This is a genomic window from Kosakonia sp. WA-90 (genome assembly GCF_039871955.1).
Taxonomy (GTDB): domain Bacteria; phylum Pseudomonadota; class Gammaproteobacteria; order Enterobacterales; family Enterobacteriaceae; genus Kosakonia; species Kosakonia oryzendophytica.
Genome location: NZ_JBDPLJ010000004.1, coordinates 245,208 through 266,569 on the forward strand (window position 1 = coordinate 245,208; position 21,362 = coordinate 266,569).

Annotated in this window: 21 protein-coding genes; 7 read left to right on the forward strand and 14 right to left on the reverse strand. The window is 54.6% G+C overall.

Going from position 1 to position 21,362, the window contains the following annotated elements; all coding sequences use genetic code 11:
• The first annotated feature begins 284 nt into the window (after positions 1 to 284).
• Positions 285 to 647 carry a protein YacL gene (gene yacL / locus ABGA49_RS10005; RefSeq protein ID WP_061497644.1) on the forward strand — a complete coding sequence of 121 codons (363 nt, stop codon included), beginning with the start codon at positions 285 to 287 and terminating at the stop codon, positions 645 to 647.
• Positions 648 to 676: 29 nt separating this feature from the next.
• Here yacL and speD read toward each other — a convergent pair whose 3' ends face one another.
• The 3 genes from speD to ABGA49_RS10020 all read right to left on the reverse strand — a co-directional run bounded on the left by speD (position 677) and on the right by ABGA49_RS10020 (position 2,833).
• Positions 677 to 1,471: an adenosylmethionine decarboxylase gene (gene speD / locus ABGA49_RS10010; protein ID WP_061497642.1), complete on the reverse strand. Its 795-nt coding sequence runs from the start codon at positions 1,469 to 1,471 to the stop codon at positions 677 to 679.
• Positions 1,472 to 1,485: 14 nt separating this feature from the next.
• Positions 1,486 to 2,343: a polyamine aminopropyltransferase gene (speE, locus tag ABGA49_RS10015; protein WP_061497640.1), complete on the reverse strand. Its 858-nt coding sequence runs from the start codon at positions 2,341 to 2,343 to the stop codon at positions 1,486 to 1,488.
• A gap of 142 nt (positions 2,344 to 2,485) precedes the next feature.
• Entirely contained in the window at positions 2,486 to 2,833 is a 348-nt protein-coding gene (locus ABGA49_RS10020; protein ID WP_061497638.1) for a YacC family pilotin-like protein, read from the reverse strand.
• Between the two features lie 144 nt (positions 2,834 to 2,977).
• Here ABGA49_RS10020 and cueO point away from each other — a divergent pair, with 144 nt between their 5' ends.
• Entirely contained in the window at positions 2,978 to 4,612 is a 1,635-nt protein-coding gene (cueO, locus tag ABGA49_RS10025; RefSeq protein ID WP_347665504.1) for a multicopper oxidase CueO, read from the forward strand.
• Positions 4,613 to 4,696: 84 nt separating this feature from the next.
• Here the strand turns inward: cueO and ABGA49_RS10030 are convergent, their stop codons facing one another.
• The gene (locus ABGA49_RS10030) at positions 4,697 to 7,087 is read right to left on the reverse strand and encodes a glucose/quinate/shikimate family membrane-bound PQQ-dependent dehydrogenase (protein ID WP_061497635.1); all 2,391 of its coding nucleotides are present in this window, start codon (positions 7,085 to 7,087) and stop codon (positions 4,697 to 4,699) included.
• A 205-nt stretch (positions 7,088 to 7,292) separates the two neighbouring features.
• Here ABGA49_RS10030 and hpt point away from each other — a divergent pair, with 205 nt between their 5' ends.
• Entirely contained in the window at positions 7,293 to 7,829 is a 537-nt protein-coding gene (hpt, locus tag ABGA49_RS10035) for a hypoxanthine phosphoribosyltransferase (RefSeq protein ID WP_061497633.1), read from the forward strand.
• A 27-nt stretch (positions 7,830 to 7,856) separates the two neighbouring features.
• On the opposite strand, the gene can is transcribed toward hpt, so the two are convergent.
• Positions 7,857 to 8,519: a carbonate dehydratase gene (can, locus tag ABGA49_RS10040; RefSeq protein WP_061497631.1), complete on the reverse strand. Its 663-nt coding sequence runs from the start codon at positions 8,517 to 8,519 to the stop codon at positions 7,857 to 7,859.
• A 107-nt stretch (positions 8,520 to 8,626) separates the two neighbouring features.
• On the opposite strand from can, the gene ABGA49_RS10045 reads away from it, so the two are divergent.
• From ABGA49_RS10045 to ABGA49_RS10055, 3 genes are all read left to right on the forward strand, one after another.
• Positions 8,627 to 9,553, forward strand: coding sequence for an ABC transporter ATP-binding protein (locus ABGA49_RS10045; RefSeq protein ID WP_061497629.1), 927 nt, complete (start codon positions 8,627 to 8,629; stop codon positions 9,551 to 9,553).
• Positions 9,550 to 10,320 carry an ABC transporter permease gene (locus ABGA49_RS10050; protein ID WP_061497627.1) on the forward strand — a complete coding sequence of 257 codons (771 nt, stop codon included), beginning with the start codon at positions 9,550 to 9,552 and terminating at the stop codon, positions 10,318 to 10,320. Before ABGA49_RS10045 ends, ABGA49_RS10050 begins: the two co-directional genes overlap by 4 nt.
• A 132-nt stretch (positions 10,321 to 10,452) precedes the next feature.
• Positions 10,453 to 11,697: a polysaccharide deacetylase family protein gene (locus tag ABGA49_RS10055; RefSeq protein WP_061497625.1), complete on the forward strand. Its 1,245-nt coding sequence runs from the start codon at positions 10,453 to 10,455 to the stop codon at positions 11,695 to 11,697.
• Positions 11,698 to 11,701: 4 nt separating this feature from the next.
• Here the strand turns inward: ABGA49_RS10055 and panD are convergent, their stop codons facing one another.
• From panD to thpR, 9 genes are all read right to left on the reverse strand, one after another.
• Positions 11,702 to 12,082, reverse strand: a complete 381-nt coding sequence (panD, locus tag ABGA49_RS10060; protein ID WP_061497624.1) for an aspartate 1-decarboxylase — start codon at positions 12,080 to 12,082, stop codon at positions 11,702 to 11,704.
• 109 nt (positions 12,083 to 12,191) lie between these two features.
• Positions 12,192 to 13,055 (reverse strand): pantoate--beta-alanine ligase, encoded by an 864-nt coding sequence (gene panC, locus ABGA49_RS10065; RefSeq protein ID WP_061497622.1) that lies wholly within the window; start codon positions 13,053 to 13,055, stop codon positions 12,192 to 12,194.
• Between the two features lie 11 nt (positions 13,056 to 13,066).
• Entirely contained in the window at positions 13,067 to 13,858 is a 792-nt protein-coding gene (panB, locus tag ABGA49_RS10070) for a 3-methyl-2-oxobutanoate hydroxymethyltransferase (RefSeq protein WP_134318854.1), read from the reverse strand.
• Positions 13,859 to 13,966: 108 nt separating this feature from the next.
• A complete protein-coding gene (folK, locus tag ABGA49_RS10075) occupies positions 13,967 to 14,446 on the reverse strand; it encodes a 2-amino-4-hydroxy-6-hydroxymethyldihydropteridine diphosphokinase (RefSeq protein ID WP_088237401.1) in 480 nt (159 codons plus the stop codon).
• Complete coding sequence (gene pcnB, locus ABGA49_RS10080) at positions 14,443 to 15,840, reverse strand: polynucleotide adenylyltransferase PcnB (protein ID WP_071890601.1); 1,398 nt, start codon at positions 15,838 to 15,840, stop codon at positions 14,443 to 14,445. Before pcnB ends, folK begins: the two co-directional genes overlap by 4 nt.
• Before the next feature lie 56 nt (positions 15,841 to 15,896).
• Positions 15,897 to 16,799 carry a tRNA glutamyl-Q(34) synthetase GluQRS gene (gluQRS, locus tag ABGA49_RS10085; protein WP_061497612.1) on the reverse strand — a complete coding sequence of 301 codons (903 nt, stop codon included), beginning with the start codon at positions 16,797 to 16,799 and terminating at the stop codon, positions 15,897 to 15,899.
• A gap of 92 nt (positions 16,800 to 16,891) precedes the next feature.
• Complete coding sequence (dksA, locus tag ABGA49_RS10090) at positions 16,892 to 17,347, reverse strand: RNA polymerase-binding protein DksA (RefSeq protein WP_007373199.1); 456 nt, start codon at positions 17,345 to 17,347, stop codon at positions 16,892 to 16,894.
• 173 nt (positions 17,348 to 17,520) lie between these two features.
• Positions 17,521 to 18,228, reverse strand: a complete 708-nt coding sequence (gene sfsA, locus ABGA49_RS10095) for a DNA/RNA nuclease SfsA (protein ID WP_061497611.1) — start codon at positions 18,226 to 18,228, stop codon at positions 17,521 to 17,523.
• A gap of 15 nt (positions 18,229 to 18,243) precedes the next feature.
• On the reverse strand, positions 18,244 to 18,774 hold the full coding sequence (gene thpR / locus ABGA49_RS10100; RefSeq protein ID WP_134318852.1) for an RNA 2',3'-cyclic phosphodiesterase: 531 nt from the start codon (positions 18,772 to 18,774) through the stop codon (positions 18,244 to 18,246).
• An 82-nt stretch (positions 18,775 to 18,856) separates the two neighbouring features.
• Between thpR and hrpB the strand changes: the two genes are divergently transcribed.
• Positions 18,857 to 21,286, forward strand: coding sequence for an ATP-dependent helicase HrpB (hrpB, locus tag ABGA49_RS10105; protein ID WP_347665505.1), 2,430 nt, complete (start codon positions 18,857 to 18,859; stop codon positions 21,284 to 21,286).
• The last annotated feature ends 76 nt before the right edge of the window (positions 21,287 to 21,362 follow it).

The window sequence follows — 21,362 nt, forward strand, 5'->3', positions numbered from 1 at the left end:
ACCAGAGCCACCCTTCGGGGTGGCTTTTTTCTTTCCCCTCGCGCTGCAAAAAATCGCTTTTTAAGCGCATCAAATGTCGATGACTGACATGTCGAAAACGCGGCTATCGCCGCCATCATTATGCGTCTTCTGCGCCACAGCAACCCGACGGATGATTTCTGCGCAGGCGAAGCGCTTTCGCACGGATATTTTTCGTTGCTTCCCGTTAGTACGCTTTTTTTCTGGCAGTGTGCTGCGATAATTACAGCATAGGCGGGCCATCAGGCCGGCAGGAGGAAGCGATTATGGATTACGAATTTCTGCGTGATGTCACCGGCATGGTGAAGGTGCGAATGTCGATGGGCCACGAAGCTGTCGGGCATTGGTTTAATGAAGAAGTGAAAGAGAACCTGGCCTTACTGGATGAAGTGGAGCAGGCGGCGAAAACGGTGAAGGGCAGCGAGCGCTCCTGGCAACGTGCTGGGCATGAATATACGCTGTGGATGGATGGTGAAGAGGTGATGGTGCGCGCCAACCAGCTCGAATTTTCCGGCGATGAGATGGAAGAAGGGATGAGCTATTACGATGAAGAGAGCCTGTCGCTGTGCGGCGTAGAGGATTTTCTTCAGGTGGTGGCCGCCTATCGCGAATTCCTGAAACAGCGATAGTTAAGGGAGCCTCCGTGCTCCGTCGCAGGTTATACGGCTGGAATATTGCGGCCGTAGTAGATCTCGCGCATCTCTTTCCACAACGCTTCTGTGATCTCTTTGCGTTCTTCTGTAGTCAGGTCTTCCGGTTTGGTATGGAACATGTAGTGCTTAAGATCGAACTCTTTAAGCAACATCTTGGTATGAAAGATATTTTCCTGATAAACGTTCACATCCACCATGTCGTACAGTGATTTCATGTCATCAGACATAAAGTTCTGAATCGAATTAATCTCATGATCGATAAAATGCTTCATGCCATTAATGTCGCGGGTAAAGCCGCGCACGCGGTAATCGACCGTGACAATATCTGACTCTAACTGGTGGATCAGGTAATTCAGCGCTTTGAGCGGAGAGATAACGCCGCAAGTGGAGACCTCGATATCGGCGCGGAATGTGCACAAACCTCCCTCAGGATGGCTTTCCGGGTAGGTATGGACGCAAATATGGCTCTTATCCAGATGCGCGACCACCGCTTCCGGCAGCGGGCCTGGGTGTTCGGTTTTATCGATAAGCTGCGGGTCGACGGGTTCTTCGCTCACCAGAATGGTCACGCTCGCGCCCTGCGGCTCGTAATCCTGGCGGGCAATGTTCAGGATATTAGCACCGATAATATTGCAGGTTTCGCTCAGGATCTCTGTCAGACGGTTGGCGTTATAGAGTTCATCAATATAGGCAATGTAGCCGTCACGCTCTTCCGCCGTCTTGGCGTAGCAGATGTCGTAGATACAAAAACTCAGGCTTTTCGTCAGGTTGTTAAAGCCATGCAGCTTCAGCTTTTTCAATTTTCATCACCTCCTTAGGAAGACAGGGCGTCTTGCACATATTGTGGCAAGGCGAAAGCCGCGGTATGAATCGCCGGATTATAGTAACGGCAGGTTATTGCGGCAGTATGGAAACGGGCGGCGATGATCCCGGTTGAGAGGTGGCGCAATGCTTCGTTATCCGTCGCCCAGGCAAACGTCATGATGCCGCCGTAATAGGTCGGAACCGCTGCCTGATAAAAACTGACGTCGCTAAAATAGTGACTCAATTTGCGATAACTGCCGGTGACCTCCTCTTGTTGCAGAAAGCTTACGCCATTCTGCGCCACGAAAATCCCGCCCGGGTTCAGACAGCGTTTACAGCCTTCATAAAAGGCGGAAGTGAACAGGCTCTCCCCCGGACCGATAGGATCGGTGCAGTCAGAAATGATCACGTCGAATGTCTGGCGGGTGTGGTTAACAAAATTGACGCCATCGTCGATCACCAACTGAAAACGGGGATCGTCATACGCCCCGGCGCTGTGATTCGGCAGATATTGACGGCAGAAAGAGACGACGCCGGCGTCGATTTCCACCATGGTGATGGTGGCAATATTTTTATGGCGCGAGACTTCACGCAACATGGCGCCATCGCCACCGCCGATGATTAACACATCTTTTGCATGACCATGAGCCAGCAGCGGAACATGGGTCATCATTTCGTGGTAGATGAACTCATCACGTTCGGTGGTCTGAACAACGCCATCCAGCGCCATTACGCGACCAAACGCGGCGTTCTCGAAGATGACCAGATCCTGATGATCGGTTTTCTCGTGATACAGCACGTTATCAACGGCAAAGTATTGACCAAAGTGGTCATGCAGGGTTTCGTGCCACACGGGGTTGTCGGCCATAGGTTGCTCCTTTGTTAACACCGCGAAAATGGGCGCAACATCATAGCTAACTCTGACCGTGGTTGCACGGTCAGAATATCACCGTTATCCCGTCTTGCTTCGTGTCGCAGCGCGGCCAGAAGCAAGATGGAACAGGGGACGATTATTTAACGTAGGCGAGAAGGCTAAGGGAGTCGCGAGCGAGGGCTTTACATTTTTTGGCGGTAGGAATACCGATGCCGCTCAGGTCGCGGTAGCTATCTTCACCCAGCGATTTCATATCCCAGGTGTCATAGTTGCTGAGATCCCACTGGTTTTGCTGGGCGAAAAAGACCAGTGCGCGACGGATCTGCCCGTTAGGCAAGTTGTTATAGCCGCAGTCGTTTTTCAGAAATACAAACACGGCCGTCAGATCGGCCATATCTTCAGCTTCGGATTCACTTAGCGCATAACTGTTTGCGGAGACAGCCAGCAGGCTGCCGAGGACTACTGTTCTGAAAAACGTCTTCATTATTTCTACCACGGCGTAACGGAATTTAAACGTTAGCACAGTCCTGATAGGGCGACGATATTTATTATTATCTGATTTCTTGACCTTCCGGCAGGGGGAGGGTTTATGCTCAAAATATCGCCTGCAATTGATAAGGAAATGCCCATGCAACGCCGTGATTTTTTGAAATATTCCGCCGCGTTAGGCGTAATGAGCGCGCTGCCACTGTGGAGCCGATCGCTGTTTGCCGCTGAACGCCCGACACTTCCCGTCCCGCCACTGCTCAGTCCCGATGCGCAAAACCGTATTCAGCTTACGGTACACGCAGGGGAAACCCTGTTCGGCGGTAAATCTGCAACCACCTGGGGTTACAACGGCTCACTGCTTGGGCCTGCGCTTCAGCTCCGTCAGGGCCGCGCCGTTACAGTTGAGATCCGTAATACACTGGCCGAAGAGACCACCGTGCACTGGCACGGCGTTGAAGTTGCAGGGGAGGTTGATGGCGGGCCGCAAGGGGTAATCAAACCCGGTGGTAGCCGTACGGTAACCTTTACCCCTACGCAACAGGCGGCAACCTGCTGGTTCCACCCACATCAACACGGTAAAACCGGTCGCCAGGTGGCGATGGGGCTCGCCGGGCTGGTACTGATTGAAGATGATACGCTTCGCCAACTGCGCCTGCCGCAACAGTGGGGCATTGACGATGTTCCGCTGATTATGCAGGACAAAAGATTTACCGCGCAGGGGCAAATTGATTATCAGCTTGATGTGATGAGCGCAGCCGTGGGCTGGTTTGGCGATACCTTACTGACTAATGGCGCTGTGTATCCCCAGCATGCCGCACCACGAGGCTGGTTACGTCTGCGTTTGCTCAATGGCTGCAATGCGCGTTCGCTTAATGTTGCCGCCAGCGATAAACGCCCGCTGTATGTGATAGCGAGCGACGGCGGTTTGCTAAGTGAACCTGTCAAGGTCAATGAATTACCGATGTTGATGGGGGAGCGGTTCGAGGTATTAGTGGATATCAGCGACGGTACGCCCTTCGATATTGTTACGCTGCCGGTACAGCAGATGGGGATGACGGTTGCGCCGTTTGACCAGCCGCAGCCGGTGCTGCGTATTCAGCCGTTGCAGGTCACCGCTTCCGGCATATTGCCCGATAAGCTCGCATTGTTGCCCGCATTGCCACCGCTCGAAGGGTTAACACAACGGACGCTGCAACTGTCGATGGACCCGATGCTCGATATGATGGGGATGCAGGCGTTACAACAGAAGTACGGTGACGCGGCAATGGCCGGCATGATGATGGGCCATGGGCAAATGAACCATACCCAGAGCGGGAATATGCCGATGAGCCACGGGCAGATGGGCTCGATGCAAATGGATCATGGTCAGATGAACCATGGCGGAATGAAGAGTGATCATGGTGCGATGAACCACGGTAACGGTGGGTTTGATTTCCACTCTGCCAACCGGATCAACGGCAAAGCCTTCGATATGACCACACCGGCGTTTGCGGCGCAAAAAGGGCAGTACGAACGTTGGGTCATCTCGGGCGAAGGCGACATGATGCTGCACCCTTTCCATATTCACGGGACCCAGTTCCGTATTCTGTCAGAAAACGGGAAACCGCCTGCGGCGCATCGTGCGGGCTGGAAAGATACCGTGAATGTCTACGGGGCACGCAGTGAAGTGTTAGTTCGCTTCCAGCATGACGCGCCAAAAGAGCATGCTTATATGGCGCACTGCCATCTGCTGGAGCATGAAGATACCGGGATGATGTTAGGGTTTACGGTGTAAAAAAGCCGGAGGGCGTCAAAACGCGCCTCCGGCTGGAGAGTGAGCGGCCCGGTACGCAACCTCGCTACCGGGCTTGCATTCTCTTTATTTGGCGTCATCCGGCAGTGCATAGGCGACGATATAGTCGCCCATTTTGGTGCCGAACGATCCGTGACCACCAGCGGAAATGACCACATACTGTTTGCCATTGACTTCATAGGTCATCGGTGTGGCCTGACCGCCCGCTGGCAATCGACCCTGCCACAGTTTTTCTCCGTTGCTCATATTGTAAGCGCGCAGGTAATTATCAGCAGTTGCCGCGATAAACAGCACATTACCCGCTGTGGAGATCGGGCCGCCAAGCATCGGCATCCCCATATTGAACGGTACCGGAACCGGCATCGGGAACGGCATGCTGTCCTGCGGCGTACCAATACGTTTTTTCCACACCACCTGATTGGTTTTCAAATCGAGAGCGGAAATGTAACCCCATGCCGGTTGTTTACACGGCAGACCGAACGGTGACAGGAACGGGTTCAACGTGACGCCATACGGTACACCGTACTGCGGCTGGATGCCTGACTCAGAACCGGTGCCTTTCGCGTCTTTCGGCGGTTCCATCGGGTTACCCGGACCGCGCGGGATCAGTTTCGACACAAACGGTAGTGCCATCGGGTTGGCAATGGCGACCTGGCGATGCGGATCGACAGAGATGCCGCCCCATTCGAACATCCCCAGGTTACCCGGGAACACCAGCGTGCCCTGTTCCGACGGTGGGGTGAAAATGCCTTCATAGCGCATCTGGTGGAACATGACGCGGCACACCAGTTGATCGAACATGGTGGCACCCCACATGTCCGCCCCGCTGAGATCTTTCTTCGGACGGAAGCTCAGATCGGAGAACGGCTGGGTAGGGGTGACGTAATCACCTTTGGCAGCCCCTTGCGGTACCGGTTTTTCCGGCGCGGGCACGACCAGTTCGCCATTACGACGATCCAGTACGAAAATGTTGCCGGTTTTCGCCGGAGCATAAATCACCGGAACCGTTTTGCCGTTGACGCTGATATCCGCCAGCGTTGGCTGCGACGGCATATCCATGTCCCACAAATCGTGGTGAACGGTCTGGTAGCTCCAGGCCAGTTTGCCGGTGGTCGCGTTCAGCGCGACGATTGAGCTGGCGTAACGCTCCTGCTCGGGTGTGCGTTTACCGCCCCAGATATCCGGCGTGGTGACGCCCATCGGTAGATAGACCAAATCCAGCTTCGCGTCATAGGCGGCAGGCGCCCAGGAATTCGGCGAGTTGACGGTATAATGGTGTTCATCGGCGGGGATCGCATTTGGATCTTTCGCACCCGGATCGAAGGCCCACAGCAGTTTACCGGTATTGATATCGAAACCGCGGATGACCCCTGAAGGCTCCCGGGTGGAGAAGTTATCCGTTACAGCACCGGCAATGATAATCACCTTATCGGTGACGATTGGCGGCGAGGTGGGCTCGTACATGCCCGGCGTGGTCACCGGCATATTGGTTTGCAGGTTGAGAATGCCTTTATTGGCAAAGGAGTCACACGGCTTACCGTTATCCGCGTTGATGGCGAACAGACGACCATCATTCACTGGCAGGATAATACGGCGCGGGCAATCCGCCACCACATCCGGGCTGGCATTGTCAGCGGTCGCTTCATGATAAGAAACGCCACGGCAGGTGACATGCTGGAAGCTCGGATTGGTATTCAGTTGCGGATCAAAGTGCCATTTCTCTTTACCCGTGGCGGCATCAAGGGCGAACAGACGCTGGTGCGCCGTACACAGGAACAAGGAATCGCCGACTTTAATGGGCGTCACTTCGTTGGTAATTTCACCGGGATCGTTTGGCAGTTTCAGATCGCCGGTGCGAAACACCCACGCTTCTTTCAGATTATGCACGTTATCGGCGTTGATCTGTTTCAACGGCGAGTAACGCTGCCCTTCTTGATTACGACCGTAAGCGGGCCAGTCACTGTCAGCAACTGTAGAGATGGCCTGTGCAGGCGTACTTTCTGCGCTCAGCGTGCCGTGGATCTCTTGCGGATCGTTAAAACCGGCCCACGTCAGAATGCCGCCACTGACCAGCAGCGTCACCACCAGCGCAGCGACCGCGCCACGGGCGGGGACAACTAATCGCCGCCAGACAAAGGGCAAGATTAGCCAGATACCGAAGAAGACCAGGATGTCACTACGCGGTGTGAGCGCCCAGAAATCGAAACCGACTTCCCACACGCCCCATATCATGGTGATCAGCAACAGGGCGGCATACACCCCTAATGCAGCACGCTGACCTTTCCATAACAGCCAGGTCACCGCCAGCATTACCAGGCCTGCGATAGGGTAGTACCAGGAGCCGCCAATGGCGACCAGCCAGGCTCCGCCGATTAACAGATACAGCCCGCAAAAGGCTGCGAACAGTGCCGTCAGCGTCACCAGACGCCGCGGCTGTTGCGTTTTTGTTTCTGCCATAAAAAGACACTCGTCTGTTTGTTAATATTTTGATAGCAATTCATTATAGGAGTTAACAAGTGTGATCGTCATCACAAAATGAGCTTTGTCGCGGAATGGCACCTAATAATCTTTTTGCTGGTATACTGCGCATCTTGCGTTTCAATTACCGGCGCTCTCAACCGGTGTTGAATGATTTACGATTTAAATCATATGGTTAGTTAAAATGAAACACACTGTTGAAGTGATGATCCCGGAAGCGGAGATCAAAGCGCGTATCGTTGAGCTGGGTCGTCAAATCACTGAACGTTACAAAGATAGCGGCAGCGAAATGGTACTGGTGGGGCTGCTGCGTGGATCGTTTATGTTTATGGCTGACCTGTGCCGTGAAGTGCAGGTTTCTCACGAAGTCGATTTTATGACCGCCTCCAGCTACGGCAGCGGCATGTCCACCACCCGTGATGTGAAAATCCTTAAAGATCTGGACGAAGACATTCGCGGCAAAGACGTGCTGATCGTCGAAGACATTATCGATTCGGGTAATACGCTGTCGAAAGTGCGTGAAATCCTCAGCCTGCGCGAGCCGAAATCGCTGGCGATTTGCACCTTGCTGGATAAACCTTCCCGCCGTGAAGTGGACGTACCCGTTGAGTTTGTCGGCTTTTCCATTCCGGATGAGTTTGTGGTGGGTTACGGCATTGATTATGCACAGCGCTATCGCCATCTGCCTTATGTTGGCAAAGTGGTCATGCTGGAAGAATAAAAAAATCGGGGCCGACGGCCCCGATTGTTATTTGTGATTGCTGTGTTTCTGACTGAGGTTAGACACACCCTGACGGTAACGCTGTTCCAGCGTTTCGCGGTTAGTCGCGGTGACATCCAGATCGCGCAGCAGGCCATCATGAATACCGTAGGCCCAGCCGTGAATGGTCACTTTCTGTCCACGTTTCCATGCGGACTGCATGATCGTCGAGTGACCCAGGTTATACACCTGTTCCATGACGTTCAGTTCGCACAGCGTATCGAGACGACGCTCCGGCGGCATTTCGCCAAGCAGCGAGCTATGTTTAAACCAGATATCGCGAATATGCAGCAGCCAGTTGTTGATAAGACCCAGTTCCGGATTTTCTACCGCGGCCTGGACACCGCCGCAGCCATAGTGGCCGCAAATGATGATGTGTTCAACTTCCAGCACATCCACGGCGTACTGAACCACGGAGAGGCAGTTCAAATCTGTGTGGATCACCAGGTTGGCAACATTTCGGTGAACAAACAGTTCGCCAGGTTCGAGGCCGGTAAGGCGTTCGGCAGGAACGCGGGAGTCAGAGCATCCAATCCATAGAAAGCGCGGCTTCTGTGCTTGCGCCAGTGTTTCGAAAAATCCGGGATCTTCTTCAACCAGCATTTTTGACCATAGTGCATTATTGCTGATGAGTGTATCTATGTCTTTCATGGAAGTTAACAACCTGTAACCAGATAAGTGCGTTGCGCTAATATAGGTTAACTCCAACTCTTTTTAAACCACACATCGAGTGTGAGAAAACAGGTAAGTGATAATTCATGACCATTGCACTGGAGCTTGAGCAGCTTAAAAAAACCTATCCGGGCGGCGTTCAGGCGCTGCGCGGCATTGATTTGAAAGTAGAAGCAGGCGATTTCTATGCACTTCTTGGGCCGAATGGCGCAGGAAAATCCACCACCATTGGGATTATCAGTTCGCTGGTGAATAAAACGTCCGGGCGCGTCAGTGTCTTTGGTTACGATCTGGACAAAGACATTGTTAACGCCAAGCGCCAACTGGGGCTAGTGCCGCAGGAATTTAACTTTAACCCGTTTGAAACCGTCCAGCAGATTGTGGTGAACCAGGCTGGTTACTACGGCGTGGATCGTAAAGAGGCGTTAGTTCGCAGCGAAAAATACCTGAATCAACTCGATCTGTGGGAAAAACGTAACGAACGTGCACGAATGCTTTCCGGCGGCATGAAACGTCGTTTGATGATTGCCCGTGCGCTGATGCACGAGCCGAAACTGCTGATCCTCGACGAGCCAACTGCAGGCGTGGATATTGAATTACGCCGCTCAATGTGGGGCTTTCTGAAGGATCTGAATGATAAAGGCACCACCATTATTCTGACCACCCATTATCTGGAAGAAGCCGAAATGCTGTGCCGCAATATTGGCATTATTCAGCGCGGCGACCTGATTGAAAACACCTCAATGAAAGCGCTGCTCTCTAAGCTGAAGTCAGAGACCTTTATTCTCGATTTAGCGCCGAAAAGCCCGTTACCGAAGCTGGAAGGGTACCAATACCGGCTGGTGGATACGTCCACGCTGGAAGTGGAAGTTCTGCGTGAGCAGGGGATAAATAGCGTGTTCAGCCAACTGAGCGCGCAGGGTGTGCAGGTATTGAGTATGCGTAATAAAGCCAACCGTCTCGAAGAGCTGTTCGTCACGCTGGTGCATGAGAAAAAAGGAGAAAGCGCATGATGCAGCTTTTTTGGGTGGCGCTGAAGAGTATCTGGCACAAAGAGATCCAGCGTTTTATGCGCATCTGGGTGCAAACGCTGGTGCCGCCGGTGATCACCATGACGCTCTATTTTATTATTTTCGGCAATCTGATCGGTTCGCGCATCGGGGAAATGCACGGTTTTACCTATATGCAGTTTATCGTGCCGGGGTTGATCATGATGGCGGTGATCACCAACGCTTACGCCAATGTGGCCTCGTCTTTCTTTAGCGCGAAATTCCAGCGCAATATAGAAGAGTTGCTGGTTGCTCCGGTGCCGACGCATGTCATTATCGCCGGTTATGTCGGCGGCGGCGTGGCGCGCGGGCTGTGCGTGGGTGTACTGGTGACCGCCGTATCGCTGTTTTTCGTGCCATTTCAGGTGCATTCATGGCTGTTCGTCGCCCTGACGCTGCTGCTTACCGCAGTGCTGTTTTCACTCGCCGGTTTATTGAACGCAGTTTTTGCGAAAACGTTTGATGATATCAGCCTGATCCCGACATTTGTGCTGACGCCGCTGACCTATCTTGGCGGGGTGTTCTATTCATTGACGCTGCTGCCGCCGTTCTGGCAGGCGCTGTCTCATCTGAACCCGATTGTCTATATGATAAGTGGGTTCCGCTTTGGCTTCCTTGGCATTACCGATGTACCGCTGGTAACCACGGTCGGTGTACTGGTGGTATTTATCGTCGCCTTTTATCTGCTCTGCTGGTATTTGATCCAGCGCGGGCGGGGGCTGCGCAGCTAAAGTCGGATCTGGCTCTCTTCTCCGGGGGAGAGCCAATCCCCAGGATTAGCGTATTTTTTGTACTAAAAAGAGCCGTTGGTATTGGTTTCTGCTTTGTTACACTGGGCTCACTTTCTCAGACCGGTTCGTCTCATGTCTCGTTTGATTACCATTCTGTTGCTGCTGATAACCTGTAGCGCTTCTGCCAGTATTGTGAGTGAACAACGTGTTCCTGCTCGCTATATGCAAACCACCGAAGATGCGGATATTTGGGCGCAAGTTGGCGACAAAGTGGTTACCGTCGGCAATATTCGCGCCGGGCAAATCATCGCAGTCGTCCCGGGGGCGGAAGATTACTATGCGTTTCGCTTCGGCTTCGGCAGCGGGTTTATCGACAAAGGGCATTTGGGGCTGGTTTCCGGCAATCAGCGCGTGGAAGATAGCCTTGGCGATCTGAACAAGCCGCTCAGTAACCAGAATCTTATTACCTGGCAGGACACACCGCTCTATAACGCACCGGATGTGACCAGTGAGCCGTTTGGCACGCTGGCGGAAAATCTGCGTTACCCGATTATTGATAAGCTCAAAGATCGTCTGAACCAGACCTGGTTCCAGATCCGCATTGGCAACCGACTGGCGTGGGTGAGTAGCCTGGATGCCCAGGAAGACAATGGCATTCCCGTGCTGACGTACCACCATATTCTGCGTGATGAAGAGAATACCCGTTTTCGCCATACCTCGACCACCACATCGGTGCGTGCGTTTACGAACCAGATGACCTGGCTGCGCGATCAGGGCTATACCACCTTGTCCATGTATCAACTGGAAGGCTATGTCCGTAACCGTATGAATTTGCCGGCGCGTTCGGTGGTGATCACCTTTGATGATGGGCTGAAGTCCGTCAGTCGTTATGCCTGGCCTATCCTGCGTGCATATAATTTCAAAGCTACGGCGTTTATTATCTCGTCGCGCATCAAGCTGAAACCACAGCCATGGGATCCGAAAACGCTGCAGTTTATGAGCGTGTCAGAACTATACGATATCAGCGATGTGTTTGATGTGCAGTCGCATACCCATTTTCTGCACCGGGTCGACGATGCCATGCATCCGATTCTACTGAGCCGCAACTATCACAATCTTCTGTTTGATTTTAAACGTTCGCGTCGCGCGCTGGCGCAGTTCAACCCGCACGTGCTTTACCTGGCGTACCCGTTTGGCGTGTATGACGATAAAGCGGTAAAGGCGGCGAATGATGCCGGTTTCCATCTGGCGGTCACCACGGTACGTGGAAAGGTAAAACCTGGGGATAATCCGTTCTTGCTGAAACGACTGTATGTGCTAAGAACGGATTCGCTGGAAGCGATGTCGCGGCTGATCAGTAATCAGCCGCAGGGTTAGGGCATCAGGCAACCTGAACCGGCACGGCTTTGGCCGTGCGTTTCATCTCATTGTCGCCATCGAAATAAGCCACTTTTGGCTGCCAGCTACGGGCAACCTCATCCGGTACGGTGACGTAGCTGGCGATGATCAGGATATCGCCGACATCTGCGCAGTGCGCTGCCGCACCGTTAACCGAAATAATTTTTGAGCCGCGCTCACCGGCAATCGCATAGGTGGAAAAACGTTTCCCGTTGGTCACGTTGTAAATATCAATGGCTTCGTATTCCAGAATACCAGCCGCCTCAAGGAAATCCTGGTCAATGGCGCAGGAACCTTCGTAATGCAGGTCGGCCTGTGTCACTTTGACGCGGTGGAGCTTGCCTTGCAGCATTGTGCGAATCATAAGTTAAACCCTACTGATAAGTAACCTGAAAGAGGGGGCGGCTCCATGCGTATCCCCCCGTACGGCGTGCCACGTCTGCATGAGCAGAGGCGGCGTATTGCCCATTTTTTTACCCCGCCTGATGGGCGAGTTCAACCACTTTATTGTCGATAAGCCGCGCCTGACCAAGCCATGCCGCCATCAACACCACTGCCCGCTGGCTGCTGTCGGATAACGCCAACAATGTGTCTGCATCGCGGATCTGGATATCATCGGCGCGTAAACCGGCGTCATTGACCTCCTGCTCAGCAATCGCAATCAGCTCTTCGCAGTTACGCTCGCCTGCCTGCAGTTTATCAGCGAGCACGTTCATTACTTTGCTGAGCGCCGGAGCGATTTTGCGCTGATCGGCGGTGAGGTAACCATTACGTGAGCTCAGTGCCAGGCCATCTTTTGCCCGCACGGTGGGCACGCCGACAATCTCAATGTCGTAGCCCATATCCGCCACCATTTTGCGAATAAGCTGTAACTGCTGGTAATCCTTCTCGCCAAAACAGGCGATGTCCGGCTGCACCATGTTAAACAGCTTACTAACGATGGTGGATACACCCCGGAAATGACCCGGACGGCTTGCGCCTTCCAGCATGGTGGAGATGCCGGGTACGTCGACATAGGTCTGGGTATCGGTGCCTTGTGGGTAAATTTCCGCAGGGGCAGGGGCAAAGACGATATCCGCTTTGCGTTTGTTCAGCTTTTCACAATCTTCCTGCAGGGTGCGCGGGTAACGCGCCAAATCATCCGGCCGATCAAACTGCATCGGGTTAACGAAAATGCTCACTACCACCACATCGGCGCGGGCTTTGGCTTCATCAACCAGTTTCATATGCCCATCATGCAGGTTGCCCATGGTGGGCACCAGCGCAATGCGTTTACCTTCCAGGCGTAGTCGGCGGATATGCTGACGTAGCAGCGGGAGGGTTTCAATAATCAACACAACAGGACTCCTTAATGGAAACTGTGTTCTTCGCCCGGATAGACGCCGGACTCAACTTCAGCAACATACTGCCTAACGGCGGCGCGCATGTCGCCTGCTTCATTCAGGAAATTTTTAGCGAATTTAGGAATGTGGCCGCCGGTAATACCGAAGGCATCGTGCATGACCAGAATCTGACCATCAGTGACGTTGCCTGCACCAATACCAATCACCGGGATACGCAACGCATCGGTAATACGCTGCGCCAGCTCAACCGGTACGCATTCCAGCACCAGCAACTGCGCGCCTGCGGCTTCCAGCGCCAGCGCATCATCAAACAGTCCCTGTGCGGCATCACCGCGCCCCTGGACTTTATAGCCGCCGAAAATATTCACCGATTGCGGGGTTAACCCCAGATGCCCGCACACCGGCACGGCACGTTCTGTGAGCATTTTGACGGTAGGCGCAAGCCAGGCGCCGCCTTCGATTTTGACCATATTGGCGCCGGCGCGCATCACCACAGCAGCGTTCTCAAACGCCTGCTCCGGCGTGGCATATGCCATAAATGGCAGATCGGCAAGCAGCAGGCAAGCCGGTGCGCCACGGCGTACGGCCTGAGTATGGTAGGCGATATCCGCCACTGTTACCGGCAGGGTGGAGTCATGACCTTGTACCGTCATCCCAAGCGAGTCGCCCACCAGCATCACGTTAATCCCCTCTTCGGCAAACAGTTTCGCGAAGCTATAGTCGTAAGCAGTGATGGTTGCGAAGCGTTTCTTTTCCTGCTTGCACTTGTGCAGCCAAGAGATGGTGGTCGGTTTCATAGCGTTTCCTGATAGTCCAAAACGAATCTTGGCGCATTCTAACAGCAACACTCAGGTGGGCAATGATTTTAGACAACCCGTGGGATGCGGGTGGGCAGAAAGGAAATATTACCAGGCGTCAGGTTTCGGAGCGTTAAGTTGCGCCAGTACTGACCGCAGGGTGACGCCATCCGGGAATACGCACTCTGGCGCGATTTCAAACAGCGGCCACAGCATAAAGCCGCGGTTTTTCATGTCGTAATGAGGGACAGTCAGACGGGGAGTATTCAGCGTTAATTCACCGAACAGCATAATGTCCAGGTCAAGCGTACGTGGTCCCCAGCGCTCTGCTTTGCGCACGCGGCCCTGCTGCAACTCAATACGCTGGGTATGATCGAGCAGCGCTTCGGGCATGAGTTCGGTTTCCAGCGCCACGGCGGCGTTGAGATAGTCCGGCTGATCCTGCGGGCCGAGTGGGGGAGTGCGGTAGAGTGAGGAGACCGCCACTATCCGGCTTTGCGGGATCTCCCCAATGGCCGTTATGGCGGCATTAACCTGGTCGAGCGGTGATGCCAGATTGCTCCCCAGCGCAATATACGCGACTGTCACGCACTGCCCTCACGACGCGGCGCGCGTTTGCGTGGGCGACGATGACGACGGCGTTCAGCCGGTTCATCACCCAGATTATCCAGCATATCTTTTTGTGCGGGCGGCGCAGAAACCTGGAATTCACCCCACCATTTGACCAGTCGTTGCAGCTCACCGTTGTTTTCGGCATCGGCGCGCAGCGCCATCAGGTCATAGGCAGCGCGGAATTTGGGATGTTCCATCAGTTTCCAGGCGCGTTTCCCCTGACGACGGGACATACGCAACTGCAACTGCCAGATATCGCGAATCAGCGTAGTGATGCGCTTCGGAATAGCCAACGAACGACAGGCTTCGTCCAGCACATCATTCATCGCCAGCGCAAAAGCGTCGTAATAGGCTAGCCCGCCTTCTTGTGCGATGCGCTGGGCATTCTCCAGTAACGGATACCAGAACATGGCAGCAAACAGAAACGCCGGGTTAACGCGCATATCATTGCGGATGCGGTTATCCGTGTTCTTCAGCACCTGTTCGATAATATGCTCCATCGGGCTATCGCCGTTTTCGGTGAAATAGCGCGTGATGGTCGGGAACAGCGGCTGGAACAGACCGTATTCGCGCAGCAGCCGGCAGGTTTCGTAGCCGTAGCCTGCCTGCAACAATTTGAGCGACTCCTCAAACAGGCGCGCTGGCGGTACATCGTTGATCAGGGTGGCGAGACGCGGAATGGGTTCGGCGGTTTCTTCGCTGATACGCATGTTCAGCTTGGCGGCGAAACGTACAGCGCGCAGCATGCGTACCGGATCTTCGCGGTAACGCGTCTCCGGGTTGCCAATCAGTCGGATCACGCCGTCTTCCAGGTCGCGCATACCGCCCACATAATCGCGAACGGTAAAATCGGCTACGCTGTAATAGAGGCTGTTAATGGTGAAGTCACGGCGCTGGGCATCTTCTTCAATGGAACCGAAGATATTGTCGCGCAGCAGCATACCGTTTTGCCCACGCTGAGAGGTGGTGCGATCGGTTTGTTGATCGTCATGGTGCCCGCGAAAGGTGGCGACTTCGATGATTTCCGGCCCGAACATCACATGTGCGAGACGGAAACGGCGACCAACCAGGCGGCAGTTGCGGAACAGTTTACGTACCTGGTCCGGGGTGGCGCTGGTGGTGACGTCAAAATCTTTTGGTTTTTTGCCCAGCAATAAGTCGCGCACGCCGCCGCCTACCAGGTAAGCGTCGTAGCCCGCTTTATTCAGACGATAGAGCACCTTGAGCGCGTTTTCACTGATATCTTTGCGGGAAATAGCGTGCTGCTCACGCGGAATAACCGTCATCTGTGGTTGGGCCATAGCCTCAACGACCATGCTCTCTTCGCGGCTCAGCACCTTGCGGCAAAAATTAGCGACTCGGGTAAAAATAGTACACCTCGGTAAGTGTCAAACGTCAGGACAAAAAAATAGCGGCTAATCATAGCTCAGCGCGAGGCATTTGAGAATGCTGTATTCGCACACGCTGCTCCCGGAACGCGGGAAAGCGCCCAGTTCGCCACTGCCCTTTTCAGCAATGCCTCAATGCTGAGATCCTGCCATTCTTGTGTTACATCCTGGTTCAGGAATTGTAAAGCCATGATTATTATGGGGCGCGGATCGCCGCCAGGCAAGGCAGGCGCATGGTTCTGCTTGGAGAGCTTATTTCCCTGCTCATTCAGCGCCAGAGGCAAATGAATGTACTCTGGTGTCGGCCAGCCGAAGTGTTGATAGAGAGAGATTTGTCGCACTGTGGGTTCGATCAAATCCGCACCTCGCACAATCTCGGTAACCCCCTGAAAATGGTCATCCACCACCACCGCCAGGTTGTAAGCAAACAGCCCATCACGACGATGAATAATAAAATCTTCCCGCGCCAGTTTTTCATCGGCAATGATATGACCGCGCAGTTTGTCATCAAAGGCCAGCACCGGATGCTGTTGCATCAGGCGTACAGCCGCGTTTTCCGGGCCGTTATGGCGGGTACGGCAATAGCCATCATAAGTGCCGCCTACACTTTGAATCCGCGCGCGCGAGCAGGTGCAGTAATAGCTTAATCCTTCACGTTGCAACGTGGCGAGCGCATCGCGGTAAGCTTCATGACGTTGTGATTGCCAGAGCACATCGCCGTCCCACTGCAGGCCATAATGTTCAAGCTGACGCAGGATGGTGTTTGCCGCACCGGGAATTTCACGGGGAGGGTCAATATCTTCGATGCGTACAAGCCAAAGGCCTTGGCTGGCACGGGCTTGCAGGTAGCTGCCAAGCGCAGCAATCAGCGAACCAAAATGCAGTTCACCAGAGGGAGATGGCGCAAAGCGCCCAATATAGTGTGATTCAGGTTCAGGCATATCAACAGGCAAAAAAATATAGGGCGGGAATAAATCCCGCCGTATAAGGCGCAGCCACAGTGTTGTGGTGTGCCGTCAGTGATAACGGGTGATTAACCCGCCATCTGTTTTTCGCGGATTTCCGCCAGCGTTTTGCAGTCGATACACAGATCGGCGGTCGGACGCGCTTCCAGGCGGCGGATGCCAATTTCCACACCGCAGGATTCACAGAAGCCGAAATCTTCGTCTTCCACTTTTTTCAGCGTCTTCTCGATCTTTTTAATCAGCTTGCGCTCGCGATCACGGTTACGCAGTTCGAGGCTGAACTCTTCTTCCTGTGCGGCACGATCAACCGGATCAGGGAAGTTTGCAGCTTCGTCTTGCATATGTGTGACGGTGCGATCGACTTCATCCCTAAGTTGATTACGCCATGCTTCAAGAATGCGCTTGAAGTGAGCCAGCTGGGCTTCGTTCATATACTCTTCGCCCGGTTTCTCTTGATACGGCTCCACCCCAGCGATGGCGAGAATACTCAGGGACGATGTTTTACGGTTTTGCCCTTCTTGCATGTTGCTTCTCCTTAACACGCACTATCGATCCCCGGTTGGGGGAAAAATCAGGCCGCTATAAATAACAGATGCTTTTCCGGATGGCAAATATCTAAACGTAACACTTGACAACCCTGTGAAGAAAAGCGTATTTGCGCACGCGACCAGAACACTTATTAGTCAAACGTCTGCCTTTAATAAACGGTGAAAGGCACCGGCAAACTCAGAGTGATGTTATCGGCAGAAAGTTCCGCTTTATAAGCGAGAATTTCCACCCCCTGACGTTGTGCGTCATTCAACAAACGTGCGTATTCCTCATCAATATGGCGCGCTGGAGAAAAATGTTCAACGGCTGAGTGCAAGACGGCAAACAGGATTACAGCGCGATCACCATTAGCCGCCACGCTCATTAATTCCCGCAGATGCTTCTGACCCCGGAGAGTGACCGCATCCGGGAAAAAGCCTGACTGCTGCTCGGCGAGCGTGACCGATTTCACTTCAATATAGCAGTTGCGGCGATCATCCGCCTGTAGCAGAAAATCAATTCTGCTACGTTCCGCACCATATTTTACTTCGCTTTTCAGCGCGCTATAGCCGGTCAGTTCTGGCAGGCTTCCGGCGAGGATCGCCTCTTTGGTCAGCGTATTTGCGCGCAGCGTGTTGACGCAAATAAATGCCCCTTGCCGCGTTTGCGTTAATTCCCATGTGTGTGCATATTTGCGTTTAGGATTTTCTGATGTGGAATACCACACCGTGTCGCCAGGTGTGGCGCAGCCGGTCATTGCGCCGGTATTGGGGCAATGCAGCGTCAGCGTTTCGCCCTCTGGCGTAATGACATCGGCAAGAAATCGTTTATAGCGCTGAATCAGCGTGGCGGGTTTTAGCGGCGGGGAAAACTGCATAGGCGATCCTTATTGTTATGGTTTTAATGTCCAGCGGTTGAGCGCCGTATAACGGGTGCGTCCGTTGATAAACTGCGATTCATACAGCGCAAACGCCCCAACCGGAAAGGTCCAGCGAAAACCCGGCGGCGGAATAGCCACCGCCTGAGCGGCGTCGCGCAATAGCGTGATATGCGGGTGGAAAGGCTGCGGACTTTGGTAACAACCGCTGCGGGAAGCCTGCGCGCGAAGCATATTCGCCAGCTGTAGCAACCCGCGCGGCGGCTGACGCGCACCAAGCCAGACCACGCGCGATCGCAGCCACTGCCCTGCATCATCCAGTGTCAGCGTAAAACCAGGCTGCTGTATCCGTCCGGCAAGCGTTTCCAGCGCCCGCTGTTTCTCCGCGCTGATATCACCGAGAAATGCCAGTGTCAGATGGAGGTTGGCAGCGGCGATGGGGCGCCCGGCGTCGGCCGGAAAGTGCTGCGCGCGCCAGTGCACCACCTCTGTCTGTATCCCGGCGGGTAACTCAATGGCAAAAAACAGCCTTTTGGATTCGGACATGCGCTCCCCGGTAATGGCTCGGTAATGATTTGCGGCGATGGTATACTACTGCGCTGTTCTATGTTAACCCTCAGGAGCTTTTGTGTCCTTATTGCCGGTCGCCGCTGTTCTTCCCGATATCCTTTCTGCGTTGCAACGCGCGCCCCAGGTGCTATTGAGCGCGCCGACCGGGGCAGGGAAATCCACATGGCTGCCACTGCAATTGCTGCAACAGGGCGCTATTGAGGGGCGTATTTTACTGCTGGAGCCGCGTCGCCTCGCAGCCCGCAATGTTGCGCAGCGGCTGGCGGAACTTCTTAATGAGAAACCCGGAGAAACGGTTGGCTATCGCATGCGGGCGGAAAGCTGCGTGGGGCCAAACACGCGGCTGGAAGTGGTCACCGAAGGGATCCTGACGCGCCTGATCCAGCACGATCCGGAGCTGAGCGGCGTGGGGCTGGTGATACTGGATGAATTCCACGAACGCAGTTTACAGGCCGATCTGGCTCTGGCGCTGCTGCTGGATGTTCAGCAGGGGTTGCGTGATGATCTCAAATTGCTGGTGATGTCCGCGACGCTGGATAACGCGCGCTTGCAGGCGTTGTTGCCGGATGCGCCGGTCGTCGTTTCGCAGGGGCGCGCCTGGCCGGTTGAACAGCGCTTCCAGGCACTGCCGGCGCATCAGCGTTTTGACGAAGCGGTGGCGCAAGCGACCGCCGAGTTGTTGCGCAGTGAGCCAGGTTCACTGCTGCTGTTTTTACCGGGTGTAGGTGAGATCCTGCGCGTTCAGGAGCAGCTCGCTTCCCGCGTGGGCAATGATGTTGTGCTCTGCCCGCTGTATGGTGCGCTGCCGTTAAGCGAACAGCGTAAAGCGATTTTGCCGCCCCCGAGCGGGCAACGAAAAGTGGTGCTGGCGACTAATATTGCCGAAACCAGTTTGACCATTGAAGGCATACGGCTGGTGGTGGATAGCGCACAGGAACGCGTTGCCCGTTTTGACCCTCGTACTGGTTTAACCCGGCTGATCACGCAGCGTATCAGCGTCGCCTCAATGACGCAGCGTGCCGGGCGTGCAGGCCGTCTTGAACCCGGGATTTGTTTGCATTTACTGGGCAAAGATCAGGCGGAACGCGCCGCGGCGCAAAGCAGCCCGGAAATACTCAACAGCGATTTATCCGGCCTGTTGATGGAATTATTACTGTGGGGATGCCAGGATCCCGCCCGGCTTAACTGGCTGGATATGCCGCCTGAGGTAAACCTCGCAGCGGCACGCAATCTCCTGAAACAGTTGCAAGCGCTGGATGAAGGGCGCTTAACAGCGTCAGGTCGGAAGATGGCGGCGCTCGGTAGCGATCCGCGTCTGGCAGCGATGCTGGCCTCGGCGAAAGGTGATGATGATATAGCCACTGCGGCGAAACTGGCGGCCATTCTTGAAGAGCCGCCGCGCGCAGGAAATAGCGATCTCAGCACGGCGTTCGCGCGTCAACAGGCGAACTGGCAGCAGCGCGCACGCCAGCTTGCCCGGCGGTTGAAAAGTCAGGCCGGTGAACCGGACAGCGATGCGCTGGCACCGCTGCTGGCCAGTGCCTTTGCCGATCGTATTGCGCGCAGGCGAGGCCAGCAGGGGCGTTATCAACTGGCGAACGGTATGGGGGCCACGCTGGACGCTGACGATGCGCTGGGCCGCCATGAGTGGCTGATTGCTCCGCTGCTATTGCAAGGAAGTCAGTCGCCGGATGCCCGTATTCTGCTGGCGCTGCCGCTGGATATCGACGCGCTGATTGCCCGTTGCCCGCACTTATTGCAGCAGTCAGACACCGTTGAATGGGATGATGCGCAAGGCACGTTGAAAGCGTTCCGCAGGAGCCAGATAGGACAACTGACGGTAAAAGTGCAGCCGCTGGCAAAGCCGTCGGAAGAGGAATTGCATCTGGCGATGCTCAATGGCATCCGTGATAAAGGGCTGCGGGTGCTGAACTGGACGCCGGAAGCTGAACAGTTGCGTTTGCGATTACACTGTGCGGCGAAGTGGCTGCCGGAGCAGACATGGCCCGCCGTGGATGACGCTTCGTTACTGGATTCATTGGAGCAGTGGTTGCTCCCGCACATGGGGGGGATCCGTTCGTTGCGCGATCTGAACGCACTGGATGTTACGCAGGCGTTACAAACCCTGTTGCCGTGGTCATTACGTCAACGGCTGGATAGTGAGCTGCCTGGGCATTACACTGTGCCGACCGGAAGCCGGATAGCCATTCGCTATCATGAGGATAATCCGCCGGTACTGGCAGTTCGCATTCAGGAAATGTTTGGTGAAGCCACCACGCCCACCATTGCGCAGGGGCGCGTGGCGCTGGTGCTGGAGCTGCTTTCTCCTGCGCAGCGACCGCTGCAAATTACCCGTGATTTAGCGGCGTTTTGGGCCGGTTCCTGGCGCGATGTGCAAAAAGAGATGAAGGGGCGCTACCCGAAACATGTCTGGCCGGACGATCCGGCGAATACCGCCCCCACGCGGCGGACGAAAAAATACTCCTGAGTCGGTCAGTGTTTGCCGTCCGGCGCGGGTGAAAATTGAGAGATTTCTTCTTCTGCCTCTGTGCAGAAGAGTTGAG